This is a genomic window from Streptomyces sp. NPDC023527, assembly GCF_055560115.1.
On sequence record NZ_JBVHJJ010000002.1, the window covers coordinates 610,902 to 629,974 of the forward strand.

At 74.4% G+C, this 19,073-nt stretch carries 15 protein-coding genes; 7 read left to right on the plus strand and 8 right to left on the minus strand.

All coding sequences use genetic code 11. From position 1 onward, the window contains the following. Positions 1 to 621, minus strand: a complete 621-nt coding sequence (locus ACZ303_RS06320; RefSeq protein WP_467335564.1) for a DUF6230 family protein — start codon at positions 619 to 621, stop codon at positions 1 to 3. Positions 622 to 987: 366 nt separating this feature from the next. Here ACZ303_RS06320 and ACZ303_RS06325 point away from each other — a divergent pair, with 366 nt between their 5' ends. Then, positions 988 to 2,004 (plus strand): hypothetical protein, encoded by a 1,017-nt coding sequence (locus ACZ303_RS06325; RefSeq protein WP_467335565.1) that lies wholly within the window; start codon positions 988 to 990, stop codon positions 2,002 to 2,004. A gap of 27 nt (positions 2,005 to 2,031) precedes the next feature. On the opposite strand, the gene ACZ303_RS06330 is transcribed toward ACZ303_RS06325, so the two are convergent. Further along, the gene (locus ACZ303_RS06330; RefSeq protein ID WP_467335566.1) at positions 2,032 to 3,264 is read right to left on the minus strand and encodes a cytochrome P450; all 1,233 of its coding nucleotides are present in this window, start codon (positions 3,262 to 3,264) and stop codon (positions 2,032 to 2,034) included. 266 nt (positions 3,265 to 3,530) lie between these two features. On the opposite strand from ACZ303_RS06330, the gene ACZ303_RS06335 reads away from it, so the two are divergent. Continuing rightward, a complete protein-coding gene (locus ACZ303_RS06335; RefSeq protein WP_467335568.1) occupies positions 3,531 to 4,700 on the plus strand; it encodes a steroid 3-ketoacyl-CoA thiolase in 1,170 nt (389 codons plus the stop codon). A 339-nt stretch (positions 4,701 to 5,039) separates the two neighbouring features. Here ACZ303_RS06335 and ACZ303_RS06340 read toward each other — a convergent pair whose 3' ends face one another. The 6 genes from ACZ303_RS06340 to ACZ303_RS06365 form a co-directional block, all read right to left on the minus strand. Next, positions 5,040 to 5,798, minus strand: coding sequence for an ECF transporter S component (locus tag ACZ303_RS06340; protein ID WP_467335824.1), 759 nt, complete (start codon positions 5,796 to 5,798; stop codon positions 5,040 to 5,042). Positions 5,799 to 5,950: 152 nt separating this feature from the next. Beyond that, entirely contained in the window at positions 5,951 to 7,606 is a 1,656-nt protein-coding gene (locus ACZ303_RS06345; protein ID WP_467335570.1) for an ABC transporter ATP-binding protein, read from the minus strand. Then, on the minus strand, positions 7,603 to 8,886 hold the full coding sequence (locus ACZ303_RS06350; RefSeq protein ID WP_467335572.1) for an energy-coupling factor transporter transmembrane component T: 1,284 nt from the start codon (positions 8,884 to 8,886) through the stop codon (positions 7,603 to 7,605). The genes ACZ303_RS06345 and ACZ303_RS06350 overlap by 4 nt, the downstream gene beginning before the upstream one ends. After that, positions 8,883 to 9,542, minus strand: coding sequence for an SCO2322 family protein (locus ACZ303_RS06355; RefSeq protein ID WP_467335574.1), 660 nt, complete (start codon positions 9,540 to 9,542; stop codon positions 8,883 to 8,885). Before ACZ303_RS06355 ends, ACZ303_RS06350 begins: the two co-directional genes overlap by 4 nt. Beyond that, positions 9,539 to 10,810 (minus strand): prenyltransferase/squalene oxidase repeat-containing protein, encoded by a 1,272-nt coding sequence (locus ACZ303_RS06360; RefSeq protein WP_467335575.1) that lies wholly within the window; start codon positions 10,808 to 10,810, stop codon positions 9,539 to 9,541. Before ACZ303_RS06360 ends, ACZ303_RS06355 begins: the two co-directional genes overlap by 4 nt. 337 nt (positions 10,811 to 11,147) lie before the next feature. Further along, positions 11,148 to 12,191 carry an MBL fold metallo-hydrolase gene (locus tag ACZ303_RS06365; RefSeq protein ID WP_467335826.1) on the minus strand — a complete coding sequence of 348 codons (1,044 nt, stop codon included), beginning with the start codon at positions 12,189 to 12,191 and terminating at the stop codon, positions 11,148 to 11,150. A 151-nt stretch (positions 12,192 to 12,342) separates the two neighbouring features. Between ACZ303_RS06365 and ACZ303_RS06370 the strand changes: the two genes are divergently transcribed. From ACZ303_RS06370 to ACZ303_RS06390, 5 genes are all read left to right on the plus strand, one after another. Continuing rightward, a complete protein-coding gene (locus ACZ303_RS06370) occupies positions 12,343 to 13,839 on the plus strand; it encodes an aldehyde dehydrogenase (protein WP_467335577.1) in 1,497 nt (498 codons plus the stop codon). Then, positions 13,839 to 14,096, plus strand: a complete 258-nt coding sequence (locus tag ACZ303_RS06375; protein ID WP_467335578.1) for a ferredoxin — start codon at positions 13,839 to 13,841, stop codon at positions 14,094 to 14,096. Before ACZ303_RS06370 ends, ACZ303_RS06375 begins: the two co-directional genes overlap by 1 nt. 114 nt (positions 14,097 to 14,210) lie before the next feature. Beyond that, positions 14,211 to 16,835 (plus strand): class III lanthionine synthetase LanKC, encoded by a 2,625-nt coding sequence (lanKC, locus tag ACZ303_RS06380; protein WP_467335580.1) that lies wholly within the window; start codon positions 14,211 to 14,213, stop codon positions 16,833 to 16,835. 12 nt (positions 16,836 to 16,847) lie between these two features. Beyond that, positions 16,848 to 16,994, plus strand: coding sequence for a SapB/AmfS family lanthipeptide (locus tag ACZ303_RS06385; protein WP_467335582.1), 147 nt, complete (start codon positions 16,848 to 16,850; stop codon positions 16,992 to 16,994). A gap of 160 nt (positions 16,995 to 17,154) precedes the next feature. Further along, positions 17,155 to 18,960: an ABC transporter ATP-binding protein gene (locus ACZ303_RS06390; RefSeq protein ID WP_467335584.1), complete on the plus strand. Its 1,806-nt coding sequence runs from the start codon at positions 17,155 to 17,157 to the stop codon at positions 18,958 to 18,960. Positions 18,961 to 19,073 lie beyond the last annotated feature (113 nt).

Below are 19,073 nucleotides of genomic sequence, written 5' to 3' on the forward strand. Positions count from 1 at the left end.
TCAGAAGCACTCCCGCTTGCCCTTGTTGATATGCATGCTCAGGCCGGAGAGGTTGAAGGTCGCGGCATTGGTGGCCCAGGCCGTCTGCTGAAGGTCGGTGATCTTCACGCGGTCGGCCTGCTGGGCGAAGATCCCCTGCATCCCCTGCGCCGAGTCCGGTCCCTTGTCGAGGGTGGAGGCGTCGCGGCCGATCTCGATGTTGGTGAACTCCGCGTTTCCGCCGAGCTGGGTCGCGTCGACGAAGAGGTCCTTCGCCCTGACCGGGTCCTTGCCGGCGCCGGCGGTGAGGTTGAGCGAGATGTCGCCGAGCACCGGCACGCCGATCACCACGGACTGGCACAGCTTCCTGAGCTCGGCCTTCTTGATCGCCGTGACGGCGACGGGTACCAGTTCGCCGTCGGCCTTGCCGTCCACGCCGCCGTACTGCGCGAACCCCTCGCCCTCCAGGCTCGCGGCGCTGACCTTGAACTGCTGCCCCGACACCGCGAACGAGGCCGCGATCGCCCCCTGGGCGAGCGCGATGGCCAGCGCGGCCGTGACGGCGAAGCCGGGCACCGCCAGGACGGCGAACTTCCGCCACCTGACGCGCCCTGTCACCGGTCTTCCTTGCACGTCCTTCATAGCTGATGTCCCCTCGGAGAGAGTCGGAAGGGCCTCCGGCCCCGCAAGGCGTTACCCGAGAGTAAGTCCGCCGATCGGCCGTATACAAGGTTCTGGTACGGACCGATTCCGGTGTGGCACAAGAGAGTTGACGGAACGTTAGATCGGTATCGGCCCGGGCGGTGTACGACGGGTCGGGTGACGGGGTCACGCTGGTGTCGTTCCGTCCCACGCGAGGCACCCAGCGGGAGGGCGGCCCGCCGCACCCGCTCCCTGGGTACGCCTACTCATCCCCGATTGAGCACGTCACCCCTGTCGGCGACCGGCCCTTTGGCGTGGGATCGTCCCATGGAGACACACCCGCCCCAGGAGCCGTCAGATGCTCCCGTGGACACCTCGGCCACAGAGGTCAGCCGCAAAGTGGTGGTGCGGCGTTGGCTCATCGCCCTGGCCGCGCTCGCGGCGATCTTCTGGGCGTGCTACGCGGTGTCCGACTTCTTCGAGAACCTCGGGGGCGGCCCGGTGCGGTCCGCGGCGGACTACCGCAAGCAGGACATCAGGACCCGGGAGGCCGGCCGGCAGGTCATCGGTGACCTGCGGCCGGGCGCCGGCGAAGCCGACGGGATGCGGGAGGAGGGCAGCACCTCGTGCGTCGACGACCTGGGGTTCGACGATGACGGGGTGACCAGGAAGCAGCCCCGCTACACGTGGGGCCTCCACTACTCCGGCGAGGCCGACTACCGGGCCGACCTGGGCAGGCTCCGCGCCGCATGGCAGCGGCGCGGCTGGAAGGCCGAGGACGGGCCGGCGGCCGAGCCCCTGAACCCCGACCGCCCGACACCGCGCTGGCCGGGCATCCGAACCACCGACGACCACGGCGTCACCATCGCCATCCGCATCGACTCGTACACGGGAGAGCCCGCTCTCTCGGTCGACGGCGGCTGCGTCCGCTACCGGAGCGACGACCGGGTCACCGCCCGCAAGCGCACGGGCGCGGCCGGCGGCAAGTCCCCTGCCCGGGAGGGCGCCGTCACCTATGACGACGGCGTCCGGGTCGCCATCGGCCCCGTCCAGCCCATGACCCCGCCCCCGGGCATGACGGGCGACGACGCACCGGCCGCACACACCTACCGCGTGCCCGTCATCGTGACGAACCTCAGCGGCGCCCCGGTGGAGCTGCGCAATGACGACATCGGAAGCTACGCGGATGCGAACCCGGGCGTGAAGAGGCTCACCAGCTTCCCGGCGGAGCTCAACGCGGGCGGACCGCGCCTGGTGTCGGAGGGCGAGTCGACGCGCCTGGAGTACGTGTACACGGCCGAGACCGAACCCTCGCACCTGGACATCCACTACGGCCCCGGCGAGCTCCACACGTCCTACCCGTGGCGGCTCTCCGTCCCCTAGGGTCCGTGCCGCCCCACCGAGCACGCCCTACGCGTAGTGCACCCGCAGCTCCTTGATCCCGTTCAACCACGCGGACCTCAGCCGCCTCGGCTCTCCCGCGAGCCGGATGCCCGGCAGGGTGTCCGCGATCGCCCGGAAGATGAGGTCGATCTCCAGGGCCGCGAGGGACCTGCCGAGGCAGAAGTGCGGGCCGCCGCCGCCGAATCCCAGGTGGGGGTTGGGGTCGCGGGTGATGTCGAAGTCGTCGGGCCGGTCGAAGACCTCGGGGTCGTGGTTGGCGGAGGCGTAGAAGATCCCCACGCGCTGTCCCGCCGCGATCCGCGCGCCGCCGAGCTCGGTGTCGCACGTCGCCGTGCGCTGGAAGGAAGTGACCGGCGTCGCCCAGCGGACGATCTCCTCCGCCGCCGTGGCGGGGCGCTCGCGCCGGTAGAGCTCCCACTGCTCGGGGTGGGTGAGGAAGGCGTGCATGCCGTGGCTGATGGCATTGCGTGTGGTCTCGTTGCCGGCGACGGCCAGCAGCAGGACGAAGAAGCCGAACTCGTCGGAGCCGAGATTGCCCTCGTCCTCGGCGGCCACCAGTCGGCTGACGATGTCCCGCGCGGGGCTCTCCTTGCGCGCGGCGGCGAGGTTCATCGCGTACGAGATGAGCTCCGCGGCGGCGTTCTCGCCGACCTCCCGGGTGATGGCCAGCTCCGGGTCGTCGTACGCGATCATCTTGTTGGACCAGTCGAAGATCCGCGCCCGGTCCTCCTGCGGGACGCCGATGAGCTCGGCGATGGCCTGGAGGGGGAGCTCGCAGGCGATGTCGGTGACGAAGTCACCGCTGCCGCGCTCCCGGGCCTCGGCCACGATCACCTCCGCGCGCCGCCGCAGGGCGGCCTCCAGGGCGCGGATCGAGCGCGGACTGAAGCCGCGCTGGACGATCTGGCGCACGCGGGTGTGCTCGGGCGGGTCCATGTTGAGCATGATCAGGCGCTGGACGTCGATCTGTTCGCGCGGGATGTCCTCGTTGAAGCGGATGATCGCGGTGTTGCGGGCGGCGGAGAAGACCTCCGGCCGGGTGGAGACCTCCTTGACGTCCGCGTGCCGGGTGACGACCCAGTAGCCGTCGTCGTCGAAGCCGGCGACGCCGTGCCGCTGGGCGTTCCACCACACCGGTGCCGTGCGCCGCAGCACGGCGAACTCCGGGAGCGGCACCCGGTGCCGGTAGACGTCGGGGTCGGTGAAGTCGAAGCCGTCGGGCAGCGCCGGACAGGGCATCGGAGGCTCGCTTTCTGATGGCCCATCAGAAATGTCCCGAAGGTAGTGACGGCGGCCCGCGACGGCAAGGGTGATGACGCCATCTGTTGCTGATCCGGTGGGTGCGCGACCCTTGCGTACCGGGGGTAGCAGTCATAAGACTTCGGGCAGAACGAGAACGTGTACCAGTTCGACAGCGTGTACCAGTTCGACGGGGGACTGCGAGTCCGGGATGACGCAGCGCCGGGGGCGCCGGGACGCCCCGCGGATGCCACGAGAGGACGAACATGGCCGCGGAACCTGTCATCGTCGAAGCCGTACGCACCACCATCGGCAAGCGCGGAGGCACCCTCGCCAATCTCCACCCCGCCTATCTGCTCGGCGAGACCTACCGTGAGGTCCTCGCCCGCACCGGCATCCAGCCCGACTGCGTCGAGCAGATCGTCAGCGGTACGGTCACCCACGCCGGCGAGCAGTCGATGAACCCGGCGCGCACCGCGTGGCTCGCCATGGGCCTGCCGTACGAGACGGCGGCGACGACGGTCGACTGCCAGTGCGGCTCGTCCCAGCAGGCCAACCACCTCGTGGCCAACATGATCGCGGGCGGTGTCATCGACATCGGCATCGGCTGCGGCGTCGAGGCCATGTCCCGCGTTCCGCTGGGCAGCGCCTCCAAGCACGGCCCCGGCAAGCCCTTCCCCGACGAGTGGAACGTGGACCTGCCCAACCAGTTCGAGGCCGCCGAGCGCATCGCCCGCCGGCGCGGGCTGACCCGCGAGGACGTCGACGCCTTCGGCCTGCTCTCCCAGGAACGGGCCGCGCGCGCCTGGGGCGAGGAGCGCTTCAAGCGCGAGACGTTCGCCGTCCAGGTGCCCACCACGGAGGAGGAGCAGTTCGCCGGGCAGGGCATGTGGCGGCTCGTCGACCGCGACGAGGGGCTGCGCGACACGAGCATGGAGGCGCTCGCCGGGCTGAAGCCCGTCATGCCGACCGCCGTCCACACCGCGGGCAACTCCTCGCAGATCTCCGACGGCGCGTGCGCCCTGTTATGGGCGTCCAAGCGGACGGCCCGCGCGCTCAAGCTGCGCCCCCGGGCCCGTATCGTCGCCCAGGCCCTCGTCGGCGCCGACCCGCACTTCCACCTCGACGGGCCGATCGACGCGACGCGGGCCGTGCTCGGCAGGGCCGGGATGTCGCTGAAGGACATCGACGTGGTCGAGATCAACGAAGCCTTCGCCTCGGTGGTGCTGTCCTGGGCGCGGGTCTTCGAACAGGACCTGGAGAAGGTCAACGTCAACGGCGGCGCGATCGCCCTGGGCCACCCCGTCGGCGCGACCGGCGCCCGCCTGATCACGACGGCGCTGCACGAACTGGAGCGGGCGGACAGGGAATTCGCCCTGATCACGATGTGCGCGGGCGGGGGGCTGGCGACGGGGACGATCATTCAGCGGCTGTAGGCGCGGAGGACCCGGGGCGGCACTCGAACGGGTGAGAGCCGGCGTGAAGGGACGGGCCGGTCGGGACCGGCCCGGGACGATGACCTGGTGAATCGCAATGGCCCGCCCCTGGTCCGGTGTCCGCACTGCCGCCATCCGATGTGGTGGGACGTCACGCACCCGTACCAGCCGCTGTGGTACTGCGCGCCCTGCAAGTACCCCCCTGACCGCGAGGTGAGCGCTCACGCCGCGCCGCCGCGCTGTCCGGAGGGGTGCGAGAGCGCCGTGATCCAGACCGGCGACGACGGCAGCCGCCAGTTCGTGTGTCACCGCCGGTGACGTCCGGGGACGGCTCCTCTCCTACGCGTCCTCGAACGCCACCGGCGCGTCGAACGCCGCCCGACGGGTCGCCCGGCGCAGGGCCTTGAGGACCGTCGGGCCCAGGGCGAGCGTGGCCGTGACGGTGACGATCGCGCGCGGGACGTCCCAGCCGAGGGACGTGGCGAGGCAGTAGGCGACGAAGCGGGCGAGGTTCTCCCCGACCGGGTCGCCCGGGACGAAGGAGACGCCGGTGGCCAGGGAGCCGATGTACGGCCAGCCCTGGAGGTTCATCACCGTCCCGTACAGCAGCGAGGCCACCGCGCCGTAGCCGGCGAGCAGGGCCAGCTCCCGCGCCCCGCGCAGCCGGTCCGGGCCCGGCAGCAGGCCCGCGCCCATCGCCACCCAGCCCATGGCCAGCATCTGGAACGGCATCCACGGCCCGACCCCGCCCGTCAGCAGCGCCGACGCGAACATCGAGACCGAGCCCAGGACGAAGCCGAAGCCCGGGCCGAGGACCCGGCCCGACAGCACCATCAGGAAGAACATCGGCTCGATGCCCGCCGTCCCCGCCCCCAGCGGCCGCAGCGCGGCGCCCGCCGCCGCCAGGACGCCGAGCATCGCGATGGCCTTCGCGTCGATCCCGGTGTCGGAGATCGTCGCCACCACGACCGCGAGGAGCATCGGCAGCAGCGCCGCGAACAGCCACGGCGCGTCGGCGGAGTGCGCGAGCCCGGACGCGGAGTCCGCGAGCAGCGGCCAGCCGAAGGCGGCCACGCCGATGGCCGACACCAGGGCCAGTGCGGCGACGGACCGCGGCCCGAGCCGGACGGCCCGCGCCTGGCGGTCCGTGCCGGGGCTCCGCCCCGGACCCCGGTCCTCAAGCGCCGGACGGGCTGGATTTTCGGGCCGGGCTGGATCATCGGGTCCGCCCCGGTTCTCGGGCCTGCCGTTCACGGTGTCTCCCGCAAGGCGTCCCGCACCTGCGGGACCGTGAGCCACGGCAGCGGCGCGAGGATCTTCGCGACCTGCGGGGCGAACGCCGGGGAGGCGACCACGACCTCCGCCGTCGGGCCGTCCGCGACGATCTCACCGTCCGCGATGACGACGACCCGGTGGGCCAGTTCCGCCGCCAGCTCCACGTCGTGCGTGGCCAGTACGATCGCGTGCCCCCCGGCGGCCAGCCCGCGCAGGATCTCCACCAGGCGGGCCTTCGCCGCGTAGTCCAGGCCGCGCGTCGGCTCGTCCAGCAGGATCAGCGGCGGGCGTGCCGTCAGCACCACGGCGAGCGCGAGCGCGAGCCGCTGGCCTTCGGACAGATCGCGCGGGTGGGTCGTGTCGGCCACCCCCGGCAGCAGGTCGGAGACCAGCGCCCGGCACGTGCCCGGTGCCGCGCCCGCGTCGCCGTCCGCCGCCGCGCACTCGGCCGCGACGGTGTCCGCGTACAGCAGGTCGCGCGGCTCCTGCGGTACGAGGCCGACGTGGCGCAGCAGTTCGCGGGGGGCCGTGGTCCGCGGGTCCAGGCCGCCGACGCGCGCGGCGCCCGCCGCGGGCCTGTGCATGCCGACCAGTGTGCGCAGCAGCGTGGACTTGCCCGCGCCGTTGCGGCCCATCAGCGCGACCGTCTCTCCGGCCCGTACCGTCAACCCGACGTCGCGCAGGGCGTGCACGCGGCCGTGCCGGACGGCGAGGCCGGTCACGGACGCGGGCTCGTCGCCGGCCGGACGGGCGGTCTTGCGCAGCAGGCGCGGCCGCGCCGGGGCGGTGGCCTCGGGCGCGGCCGGGGGGACGAGCGGCGCCAGCCGCTCCCGCAGCGGGGCCGCCTTGCGGCGCGCGTCCCGTACGGACAGGGGCAGTGGCGACCAGCCGGCGAGCCGGCCCAGGGCGACCACGGGCGGCTGGACGGGCGAGACCGCCATGATCTCGGCCGGGTCGCCGACGACCGGGGGAGCGCCGGGCGCGGGCAGCAGGATCACCTGGTCCGCGTACTGCACGACCCGCTCCAGCCGGTGCTCGGCCATCAGCACGGTCGTGCCCAGGTCGTGGACCAGGCGTTGCAGCACGGCCAGGACCTCCTCGGCCGCGCCCGGGTCCAGGGCGGACGTCGGCTCGTCCAGGACCAGTACGCGGGGGTGGGTGGTGAGCACCGAGCCGATGGCGACGCGCTGCTGCTGTCCGCCGGAGAGGGTGGCGATGGGCCGGTCGCGCAGGGCCGCCAGGCCCAGCAGGTCGAGGGTCTCCTCGACGCGGCGCCGCATCACGTCGGGCGCCAGGCCGAGCGACTCCATGCCGTAGGCCAGCTCGTCCTCGACGGTGTCGGTGACGAAGTGGGCGAGCGGGTCCTGCCCCACGGTCCCCACGACGTCGGCGAGTTCGCGTGGCTTGTGGGTGCGGGTGTCGCGCCCGGCGACGGTGACACGGCCGTGCAGGGTGCCGCCGGTGAAGTGCGGCACGAGGCCGCTGACCGTGCCCAGCAGGGTCGACTTGCCGACCCCGGACGGGCCCACGAGCAGGCACAACTCGCCCTCGGGGACGGTGAGGTCCACCCCGCCGAGCGCGGGCGCGGCGGCGCCGTCGTACGAGACGGACACCTGCTCGAACCGGATCACGGTGCCTCCTTGCGGCTGGTTCGTGGGTGGGGGGACGCGGTGGGCCGGACCGGTGGCCGGCCGCCGTCGCGCGGCAATGCGGCGGCCCGGACGCGCGGGCCGTCACCGACCCCGGGCTCCGCGTCCGCGCGTACGCGCTCCGGCCCTGCCCGTCCCACGCCACCGGGGGGCGCCGGTGCGACCACCGCCGGGAGCAGGCCCAGGAGGATCGACGCCGTCGGCCACAGCGGCAGTCGCGGTGCCGTCAGCGGTACCGCCGGGGGGTGCAGCGCACCCGGCGCGTAGGTGTTCGCCCAGATCATCAGTGCCGCCACCGCCACGCCCGAGCCCGACACCAGCCAGGCGCGGGCGCCCCACCGGTCGGGGCGGTAGCGGGTGCGGACCGAGCGGCGGCCGCCCAGCCACAGGCCGCCCAGCGCGGCGGCGAGCCCGCAGGCCAGGACGGTCAGGCCGTAGCCCGCGCCCGCGTCGGCCAGCAGTCCGTACGTGCCGGCGCAGACGCCCAGCAGCCCGCCGAGGGTCAGCGCGGTCGTGGTGTGCCGTACCGCGCGCGGCACCCGCGCCGTACGGCCGTACCCGCGCGCGTCCATCGCCGCCGCCAGCGCCACCGAGCGCTCCAGCGCTCCCTCCAGCACCGGCAGCCCCACCTGGAGCAGAGCCTTGAGGCCGTGGTCGGGACGGCCGCGCAGCCGGCGCGCGGCGCGCAGCCGCTGGACGTCCGCGACGAGGTTCGGCACGAAGGTCATCGCGACGACGATCGCCACCCCCGCCTCGTAGAGCGCGCCCGGCAGGGACTTCAGCAGCCGGGCCGGATTGGCGAGCGCGTTCGCCGCGCCGACGCACACCAGCAGCGCGGCCAGCTTCAGGCCGTCGTACAAGGCGAAGACCAGCCCTTCGGCCGTCACCCGGCCGCCGATGCGCACGCCCTTCGCCCAATCAGGAAGCGGAACCTCCGGAAGGGTGACGAGAAGGTGCGTACCAGGGATCGGTGAACCGAGAACGATCGCGAAGACCAGCCGGATCCCGATCACCGCCAGCCCCAGCTTGAGGAACGCCCCGTACGAGCGCGCCCACGGCGCGTCCGTGCGCCGCGCCGCCACGACGTAACCGGCGACGCCGACCAACAGGCCCAGCAGCAAGGGGTTCGTGGTGCGCGACGCCGCCGTCGCCAGGCCCAGCGCCCACACCCACCAGGCGCCCGCGTGCAGCGCGGCCGCCCGTGCGGTGACGGGCGCGGTCGTCTGGCCGCCGGTGTGCGGCGGCGCGGCCCCCTCCCTCATCCGCGGCGGCGGCGCGCCTGCCACACGGCCGCGGCGCCCAGGACGACCACGGCGGCGACGCCGCCGATCAGGCCGGCCGAGGGACCGCTGTCGCCCCCGCCGCCCTCGTCGCTCCCGCCGCTCGTGGGCTCGGCGCTCTTCTTGGCGCCCACCTGCTCACCGCACCCCGCCCGGGGATAGCCGGCGATGGCGCACAGCAGCGCCGCGGAGTCGTAGCGCAGCGGCTTCGCGACCGCCGCGAGCGCGTCGGCGGCGCTGGCGTCCTTCCCGACCAGCGCGCAGGCGGTACGCGCCGCGGGCGGCTTCTCGCCGTCGGGCGCGTCGGCGGCCGTACCGAAGTCGAGGACGACCGCGAGGCGTTTGGCACCGTCCTTGGCGGGCGTACGGTCGCACACCGCGCCGAAGTCCGCCGCGGCGCGCGGCTTCGCGGCGTCCTTGGAGTCCTCGCTGACGGCGAACCGGAAACCGACGGTCTCCCCGTCGCCGGGCCGTGCCCCGGACGGCCCCTGCGTGGCGTACTTCCACCCGCCGTCGGCGCTCTCCCAGAACGACCAGTAGCGGTAGCCCGCCGCCTGCGCGGGGGCCGTGCCGGTCACGGCGAACAGCCCGGCCAGCAGCAGCGCGCCGAGGGCGCGCCCGCCGCGTACGGACCTCACAGCTGCTGCTTCTTCTTGCGGCCGCTGATCAGGAAGCCCGCGCCGACGCTCGCGACGAAGAAGACGCCGACGATCCACCAGGTGGCGAACCCGTCGCCGTCGTCGTCCTTCTTCTTCACCTCGGCGCCCGTGGCGCGCTTCTGCGGCTCCGGGCCGGTCGCGTTCAACTGGCTCACCAGGTCGGCGCCGCCGAAGTCGCTCGGGTTCGCGCCGGTCGCGTGCGCGGCGAGAACGAGCTTGGCGAGCTTGCCCGGGTTCTTGTCGGCCCAGGCCGCCGTGCCGCTCTCCTTGGACTGGAGCCACTTCAGCGGCTTCTCGGCGGCCGCGCGGTGCCCGCCCGCGGCCAGCGCGAGCACGGCGTCGGCGGTGTTGCCCTGGTCCGGCTTGGCCGGGGCGCCGGGCATGGACGGCAGGAGGTAGCCGCCGTTCTTGTCGAGCGTCGCGGCGAGGTAGCCGTCGACGGCCTCGGCCGCGCCGGGGGCGTCCTTCGGCCCGGCCTTGTCGGCGTCGTCGGCGGGGCACTCCAGCGGCTTCAGCGGCTGGTCGGCGTCCTTCTTCGGCGGGTCGACGAGGAAGCCCTTGCCGCGGGTGGCCAGCCCGGCGGCCGCGCTGGCGAGGTTGTCGGCGCGCAGGCCGCTCTTGTCCTTCAGATACGAGAACGCGCCGCGCTCGGCCTCCTCGGCGCCGCAGCCGAGCTGGAAGGTCAGCAGCGTCTCGACGGGGTTCTTGCCGTTCTTGGCGGCGGCCTTCGCCGGGTCCTGGCCCGCTGCGGCGAACGCGCCGAGGGCGATGGAGGTGGAGTTGGCGTCGGTCGGGCTGCCGGCCTGGTAGCCCCAGCCGCCGTCCTCGTTCTGGTGGGCCTTGAGCCACTCCAGGCCCTTGGTGACCGCCTCGGCGCGGCCGCCCGCGGCCACCAGACCCTGCACGGCGGCCGCCGTCGCGTCGGTGAACTCGTCCTTCTTCGGGTCGCACGCCTTCGCGGTGTCGGCCCGGTAGCCGGGGAAGCCGCCGTCGGCGCACTGCTGCCCGGTGAGCCAGTCGACCGCCGACGCCGCCGGCGTGACGCCCACCGTGTGCTGGGCGACGAAGGCCAGCGACTGCCGGAAGACACCGTCGAACTTCGGGTCGGTCGTGCCGTACAGCCCGCTCGCCGCCGGCGACGGGGACGCGTCGGCGAAGGCGGCGGGGGCCACGGCCGCGCTCAGGACGGCGGCGGTGGCCAGGGCCGCGGCGCCGCGGCGCGCGTGGACGGCGAGGGAGGGGGCCATGGAAGTCGGTGCCTCTCGGTGGGTGTCACTGCGGTGGTCGGCCTGCGGGGGTGCGGGTTCCAGCCGCGCACGGCAGCCCCGCCGCGAACTCCGCGCGGTGGCACCGGGCTCGGCTCCGCATACCTCGACGGTGCCGGTGGGCCGGGCGGCGCCGACAGCGGCGCGACCGGTCCGGGAGCCTTGCCGCCTGGGCCCGGGTGGTCCGGCTCGTACGGCCTGCCGCGGGGGCCGGGCCGTGCTCACGGTTGCGGGTCAGCGCCGGATTCGCACCGGCTTTCCCCGTTCCGAGGCGGGATGAAGTTGTCACCGACACTTTAGCCGCCGCCTCGTACGGCCCTCATCGCGCCACGTAGACGACCGGGTCGCCGCCCGGCAGGGCCTCGGCGTGGCCGAGCAGGAGGAGGTGGCGCAGGTGTGCCTCGGCCTCGGCGACGGCGATGTTCCGGGAGCCGTGGGGGATGTGCGACCAGGGGCGGTTCCAGGTCATGGACTCGGTGAGCTGCCACAGCGTCCGGGGCGTGGCCAGGAGCGTGCGCAGGGCGGCGAGGCGGGCGCGGTGGTGGTCGAGCAGCTCGCGCACGCGGCCGGGGGCGCCGGTGAAGGCGTACTGGTGGGCGGGGAGCACCTCGGCGGGATCGAGGAGGGCGACGCGTTCGAGGGAGGCCAGGTAGTCGCCGAGGGGATCGGCGTCGGCGCAGGCCGGGTCGGCCGGGTCCTCGTAGACGCCGATGTGCGGGGTGATGCCGGGCAGGAGGTGGTCGCCGGAGAAGAGCCGGCCGTTCCCCGGCAGGCCCGTGGGGTGGGCCTCCTCCAGGTGCAGGCAGACGTGGCCTGGCGTGTGGCCCGGGGTCCAGATGGCGCGCAGCCGTCGGCCGGGCAGGTCGAGGAGCTCACCGGCGGCGATGGCGCGGTCGGGCAGCGCGGCCCGGTGGCCGGGGAAGGGGCGCTTACGGGTCCGGGCGCGGGCCTTCTCCACCGGGGCCAGGTGGTCGTCGGGGGCGCCGGCGGCGACGAGCTTCCCGGCGAGGAGGTCGAGCCACCGGGCGGGCGCGGTCCCGCGGACCCGGCGGACCATCTGCGCATCGGCCGGGTGCATGGCGATCCAGGCGCCGGACGCCTCGCGGACCTTGCCGGACAGGCCGTGGTGGTCGGGGTGGTGGTGGGTGACGAGGACGCCGTGCAGCTCGGTGACGGCCGTGCCGCAGGCGGCGAGCCCGGCGGCGAGGGCGTCCCAGGCGGTGGGGTCGTCCCAGCCGGTGTCGACCAGGACGGGGCCGCGGTCGGTGTCCAGGAGATGGACGAGGGTGTGGCCGAGGGGGTTGTCCGGGATGGGGACGGGGATGGACCAGACACCACCGCCGTGGTCGGTCACCTCTGGCACGGGCCGCACGGGCTCCCCCTCCCCTCGTGTCCATTGCCCACTATAACGAGAACTGCTATCAGTTCTGATGAAGCGTCAGATCCGGCCGCTCGGCGGACGCGCGGCCCGGGGCGCCGCCGACTCGCGGAGGGCATCGGACATGACATCGGACATGACTTCGGGCACGGCATCGGACGGGACGCCGGGCGCGGGCGACATCGTCGAGCACGGGCGGCTGTTCATCGGCGGCGCCCTGGTCGAGCCGTCCGGCCGGGACACCATCGACGTCGTCTCCCCGCACACCGAGCGCGTCATCGGACGCGTACCGCACGCCGCCCGCGCGGACGTCGACCGGGCCGTGACCGCCGCCCGTACCGCCTTCGACTCCGGCGTCTGGGCCGGCCTGCCCCTCGCCGAACGCATCGAGGTCGTCACCCGCGTCAAGGACGGCATCCTGGCCCGGCACGAGGAGTTCGCCCGGGTCATCTCCGCCCAGAACGGCTCCCCGTACTCCTGGAGCGTCCTGGCGCAGGCGCTCGGCGCGGTGATGGTCTGGGACGGCGCCATCACGGTCGCGCGGAACATCCCGTACGAGGAGCGGCGCGCCGGCGTCCTCGGGCCGCTGCTGGTGCGGCGCGAGCCGGCCGGGGTGGTGGCGGCCGTCGTGCCGTGGAACGTGCCGCAGTTCACGGCGGCGGCGAAGCTCGCGCCCGCCCTGCTGGCCGGCTGCTCGGTGGTGCTCAAGCCGTCGCCGGAGACCCCGCTGGACTCCTATCTGCTGGCCGAGGTCGTCGCCGCCGCCGGACTGCCGGAGGGCGTGCTGTCGATCCTGCCCGCCGGCCGGGAGGTGGGGGAGTACCTGGTCGGACACCCCGGCGTCGACAAGGTCTCCTTCACCGGGTCGGTCGAGGCCGGCAAGCGCGTCATGGAGGTCGCCGCCCGCCGGCTCAGCGGGGTCACCCTGGAGCTCGGCGGCAAGTCGGCGGCCGTCGTCCTCCCCGACGCCGACCTGGACGCGGCCGTCGCCGGCATCGTGCCCAACGCCTGGATGAACAACGGCCAGGCGTGCGTCGCCCAGACCCGTGTCCTCGCCCCCCGCGCCCACTACGCCGAGCTCGCCGAACGCTTCGCCGCGGCCGCCGACGCACTCGTCGTCGGCGACCCCCTCGACCCCACCACCCAGATCGGCCCGCTCGTCGCCGAACGGCAGCGGCGGCGGTCCCTCGACTACATCGCGCTCGGACAGCGCGAGGGCGCCAAGATCCTCGCCGGCGGCGGCCGCCCGCCCGCCCGGGAGACCGGCTGGTACGTCGAACCCACGCTCTTCGGCGAGGTCACCAACAGCATGCGGATCGCCCGCGAGGAGATCTTCGGGCCGGTCGTCTGCCTGCTGCCGTACGAGACAGAGGAGGAGGCCGTCCGCATCGCCGACGACTCCGACTACGGGCTCTCCGGCAGCGTATGGACCCGCGACGTCGAGCACGGCATCGACATCGCGCGCCGGGTGCGCACCGGCACGTACTCCGTGAACACCTTCAGCCTCGACATGCTCGGCCCCTTCGGCGGCTACAAGAACTCCGGCATCGGGCGGGAGTTCGGCCCGGAGGGCTTCGCCGCCTACCAGGAGCTGAAGACGATCCACCTGCCCGCCGGTCACGGGGAGGGCTGATGGCAGCCACCCCCGCGCGGCCGGCCTGGCGGGTGGCCGTGGACCGGGGCGTGTGCGTCGGCTCGGGGCTGTGCGCCGGCACCGCGCCCGGCGCGTTCCGGCTCGGCACGGCCCGCCGGTCGCATCCCGTCGCCGAGGAGACCGAGCCGTCCGAGGAGGTGCTCGCGGCCGCCGAGAACTGCCCGGTCGAGGCCATCTCCCTCTCCCTCGCGGCCACGGGCGAAGCGGTCTTCCCACCCGACGAGCCCGACCGGTGAGAGGGGGCGGCGTTGTTACTCATGCGTTCCTCATAGCGAGGTCGTGGCAGATGTGACTGTCCCTCCCCGGTGGCGGCGTGGAACGCTCACGTCGTCACCGGCCGAGGGGGAGCGATGAACAAGGGGTACGCCGTCTACTGCGACGCGGACCGGCAGTTCTACGACGCCCCGTACCGGCTGCCGACCGACGGCGACGGCCCGACCGCCCTCTACCCGACGGCCCGGCGCGAGCCGCCCGAGGGATGGCAGCGCCACCGCACCGGCGACTGGCTGGCCTTCCGGCCGCTCGACGCCGAACTGCCCGACCAGGGCTGGAAGATCCACGTCTCCGCGTGCCTGGACAACGCCGAACGGATCCTCGCCGCGGTATGGGACTACTGCGTCCCGAGGGGCATCGCCTTCAAGTGCGTGCCGAGCCCGTACCTCCTGCACACCCGCAACGCCAAATACGCCGACCGGGGCGGCAGCGGGAAGTTCATCACCGTCTACCCCGCCGACGACGAGCGGTGCCGCGCGATCGCCGAGGACCTCGACGCGCTCCTGACCGGCGAGGCGGGCCCGTACATCCTCACCGACCTGCGGTGGGGCGACGGGCCGGTGTACGTGCGCTACGGCAGCTTCACCCTGCGGCACTGCTACGACGACAAGGGCGAGCTGTGCCCGGCCATCGAGAACGCCGACGGGGTGCTCGTCCCCGACCGCCGCGACCCGGCCTTCCACGTCCCGGAGTGGCTCGCCCTCCCCGACTTCCTCGCCCCGCACCTCGCCGCCCGCTCGGCCACGAAGGTCAGCGACATCCCCTACCGGGTCGACCAGGCGCTGCACTTCTCCAACGGCGGCGGCGTCTACGTCGGCACCGACCTGCGCGACGGCCGCAAGGTCGTCCTCAAGGAAGGCCGGCCGCACGCGGGCCTGGCCGCCGACGGCGCCGACGCGGTCACCCGGCTGAGCCGGGAACGCGACGCCCTGCGACAGCTGTCGGGACTGCCGTGCACCCCCGAGGTGCACGACTACGTCACCCTCGGGGACCACCACTTCCTGGTGCTGGAGTTCGTCGAGGGCCGACCGCTCAACACCTTCTTCGCCCGGCGGCACCCCCTCGTCGACCCCGACCCGGGGCCCGAGCGGCTCGCCGACTACACGGAATGGGCGATCCGGCTGTACCGCCTGGTCGAGGAGGCCGTCGACGCCATCCACGAACGCGGCATCGTCTTCAACGACCTCCACCTGTTCAACATCATGGTCGCCGAGGACGAGCGGTCGGTGACGCTCCTCGACTTCGAGGCCGCCGCGCACATCGACGAGGGCCGCCGCCAGACCGTCGCCAACCCCGGCTTCGTCGCCCCCGCCGACCGCAAGGGCTTCGACGTCGACCGCTACGCCCTCGCCTGCCTGCGCATCGCCCTCTTCCTGCCGCTGACGAGCCTGCTCGCCGTCGACCGGCACAAGGCGGCCCACCTGGCCCGGACGGCGGCCGAGCAGTTCCCGGTGCCGCCCGGCTACTTCGACGAGGCCGTCGCCGAGATCGTCCACGGGCCGCGCGCCACACGGGGCACCGCACCCGCCGTCCCCACCGCCGACTACCTGCCCGTCGCCCTCGACGACTGGCCGCGCAGCCGCGACTCCATGACCGACGCCATCCTCGCCTCGGCCACCCCCCAGCGCGAGGACCGCTTCTTCCCCGGCGACATCGCCCAGTTCGACACCGGCGGCGGCATCTGCTTCGCCCACGGCGCGGCGGGCGTGCTCTACGCCCTGGACGCCACCGGCGGGCGCGAGCGGTGCGCCGACGCGGAGGAATGGCTGCTGCGCCACACCAAGAGCCCCGAATCCGGCACACCGCTCGGCTTCCACGACGGGCTCGCCGGCGTCGCCTGGGTCCTCGACCGGCTCGGACACCGCGCCCGCGCGCTGGAACTGGCCGAGACGATCACCGCCCAGGACTGGGACCACATCGCCCCCGACCTGCACAGCGGCCTCGCCGGCATCGGCCTCGCCCTCGACTCCCTGGCCACGACCACGGGCGAGAGCGCCCTCCATGACGAGGCCCTGCGCTGCGCCCGCCTGATCATGGCGAGGCCGGACGACACCGCCGCCAAGCCCCGCGCCGGGCTCCTCCACGGCGCCACCGGCACGGCCCTGCTCTTCCTGCGCCTTTACGAACGGACCGGCGACCCCGAACTCCTCGACCGCGCCGCCACCGCCCTCCGCCGCGACCTCGCCCGCTGCGTCCTGGGCACGGGCGACGTCCTCCAGGTCGACGAGGGCTGGCGCACCATGCCCTACCTCGGCGCCGGAAGCGTCGGCATCGGCATGCTGCTGGACGACTACCTCGCCCACCGGCCCGACGCGGAGTTCGAACAGGCGCGGGGCCGGATCGTACGGGCCGCCCAGGCCACCTTCTACGCCCAGCCCGGCCTCTTCCGGGGCACCGCGGGCATGGTGCTGTACCTGAGCCGCACCACGGCCGACGGCCCGGGCACCCACCCGGAGGACCTGCGCCGCCAGATCGGCTCCCTGTCCTGGGGCGCCGTCCCCTACCAGGGCCATCTGGCCTTCCCCGGCGAGCAGATGATGCGCCTGTCGATGGACCTGGCCACCGGCACCGCCGGCTGTCTCCTCGCCCTGGGCAGCGCCCTGCACCCCACCCCGGTGCACCTGCCCTTCCTCCCGCCGCTCCGGCGGCCCTCAGAGCCGGCCCCTCGGGGTCGTACCGAAAACACCCGTCCCCACGAGTGAGAGGAACACACAATGACCCTTCTCGACCTGCAGACGATGGAGACCCCGAAGTCCGAGGTGACCGGCGAGCTGGGCACCGGCGGCGGCGGTGGCGGCGGCAGCCGCGCCAGCCTGCTGCTCTGCGGCAACAGCAGCCTGTCGGTCGTCACCTGCAACTGACCCACCGGCGTACGGCGGTCGGTCACGACCATGACCGCCACGCTTGACCGGGCGCGTATCGCGCGCACGGTCGAACCGGTCCCGGGCGGCTCGCCGTCCGGGACCGGTTCGCGCCCTCCGCCGGCCCCGCCGCCGCTCCCACGGACGAGGACCACCGCGCATGGCCACGACGCCGCACACCCCGGACGCCGACCGGCTGCTGCTGGCCGCCGCCCGGCACAGCGCCGGCCGCACCGCGGCGATCTTCCTGTTCAGCACGGCGGCCGCGGCCTGCGCGCTCGCCCTGCCCGCCGTCCTCGGGCACACCCTCGACCTGGCCCTCGGCCGCGGTGACGCCCTGTCGCTCTGGACGGCCCTGTGCGCCGCGCTCATCGGCGCCGAGGTCCTCCTCGAAGCCCTGGACGCCTTCCTCACCGGCACCACGAACGCACGCGCCGCCGCCTGGCTGCGCCGCCGCGGCCTGGCACGGCTGCTGGCCGCCGGACCGCGGCACGCCTCCCGGCTCACCGCCGGCGACCTGGTCACCCGGCTGACCGGCAACGCGGCGGAGGCGGGCACCGCCCCGGCGACCGCCGCCGCCGGCGCCGCGGCCCTCATCGCCCCGCTCGGCGGACTGATCGCGCTGGCCACCATCGACCTCTGGCTCGCCGCGGTCTTCCTCGCCGGGGCCCCCGCCCTCTTCCTCTTCCTGCGCGCCTTCGCCCGTAGCTCCTCCGACAGCGTCGCCCGCTACCAGCGCGTCCAGGGCGAGATCGCCGCCCGGCTCGTCGAGGCCCTCGGCGGCGCCCGCACCGTCGCCGCCGCCGGCACCGCCGGGCGCGAGCGCGACCGGATCCTGGCACCGCTGCCCGAACTGAGCACCCAGGGCCGCCGCATGTGGCAGGTGTACGGACGGGCCGTCGTCCAGGGCGGCATCCTGGTGCCGCTGCTGCAGACGGCCGTCCTCGCGGTCGGCGGGGTGCGCCTGGCCGCCGGGGACCTGAGCGTCGGCGAACTCCTCGCGGCCTCCCGCTACGCGGCACTCGCCGCCGGCCTCGGCTCGGTGGTGGGACAGCTCAACGCCCTGGTCCGCGGCCGCGCCGCCGCCGGGCGCACCGCCGAACTCCTGGCCCTGCCCACCGTGCCGTACGGGACGCGCCCCCTGCCCCCCGACGGCCCCGGGCGGCTCGAACTGCGCGGGGTGAGCGTCACGCACGGCGGCCGCGAGGTGCTGCGCGGCGTCGACCTGGTGGTGCCCGGCGGCACGACGACGGCCGTCGTCGGCCGCTCCGGCGCGGGCAAGTCCGTCCTGGCCGCCGTGGCCGGCCGGCTGGCCGACCCCGCCCACGGGCAGGTGCTGCTCGACGGCGTACCACTGACCGAGGCCGATCCCGCGCAGCTGCGGAGGGAGATCGGCTACGCCTTCGAGCGGCCCGCCCTGTTCGGCGACACCGTCGGCGCGGCCATCGCGTTCGGGCCGTACGACCCCGACGACGCCACGGTCGAGGCCGCGGCGCGGGCCGCCGGCGCGGACGGCTTCCTCCGCCTGCTCCCCGGCGGCTACGCCACGGCCCTCACCGACGCGCCCCTGTCCGGCGGCGAACTCCAACGGCTCGGCCTGGCCCGCGCCTTCGCCCACGCGGGCCGGCTCCTGATCCTCGACGACGCCACGTCGAGCCTGGACAGCGTCACCGAAATGCACGTGGGCCGAGCCCTGGCACACGACGTCCGCGCGGGCACCCGCCTGCTGATAGCCCACCGCGTCTCCTCCGCGGCCCGCGCCGACCACGTCGCCTGGCTGGAGGACGGCCGCATACGAGCGGTGGGCCCGCACGAGAGGCTGTGGGAACTGCCGGAGTACCGGGCGGTGTTCGCGGAGGAGGGGGAAGGTGAGCCACTCCCGGGCGTACGAGCCGCCGCCGACCCGGGACCCCGGACGGACGCCCCCGCTGTGCGGCCGGGCGTGGATCGGGGGGTGGGGCGGTGAGGGGGATCGCGCGGGTGGGTCGGCCGGACGGTGGGTCGTACGGCCGGGGGCGGTCCGGCGGCGCGCGGACCGTTCCGCCACGCGGCCGCCGGTCGCGGCCGTCCGCCGCGCCC

Excerpts from the sequence above, each read along its gene's own strand:
- ACZ303_RS06320 (WP_467335564.1), bottom strand. The coding sequence starts at position 621 with ATGAAGGACGTGCAAGGAAGACCGGTGACAGGGCGCGTCAGGTGGCGG.
- ACZ303_RS06330 (WP_467335566.1), bottom strand. The coding sequence starts at position 3,264 with ATGCCCTGTCCGGCGCTGCCCGACGGCTTCGACTTCACCGACCCCGAC.
- ACZ303_RS06335 (WP_467335568.1), top strand. The coding sequence starts at position 3,531 with ATGGCCGCGGAACCTGTCATCGTCGAAGCCGTACGCACCACCATCGGC.
- ACZ303_RS06350 (WP_467335572.1), bottom strand. The coding sequence starts at position 8,886 with ATGAGGGAGGGGGCCGCGCCGCCGCACACCGGCGGCCAGACGACCGCG.
- ACZ303_RS06360 (WP_467335575.1), bottom strand. The coding sequence starts at position 10,810 with ATGGCCCCCTCCCTCGCCGTCCACGCGCGCCGCGGCGCCGCGGCCCTG.
- ACZ303_RS06370 (WP_467335577.1), top strand. The coding sequence starts at position 12,343 with ATGACTTCGGGCACGGCATCGGACGGGACGCCGGGCGCGGGCGACATC.
- ACZ303_RS06375 (WP_467335578.1), top strand. The coding sequence starts at position 13,839 with ATGGCAGCCACCCCCGCGCGGCCGGCCTGGCGGGTGGCCGTGGACCGG.
- lanKC (WP_467335580.1), top strand. The coding sequence starts at position 14,211 with ATGAACAAGGGGTACGCCGTCTACTGCGACGCGGACCGGCAGTTCTAC.
- ACZ303_RS06385 (WP_467335582.1), top strand. The coding sequence starts at position 16,848 with ATGACCCTTCTCGACCTGCAGACGATGGAGACCCCGAAGTCCGAGGTG.
- ACZ303_RS06390 (WP_467335584.1), top strand. The coding sequence starts at position 17,155 with ATGGCCACGACGCCGCACACCCCGGACGCCGACCGGCTGCTGCTGGCC.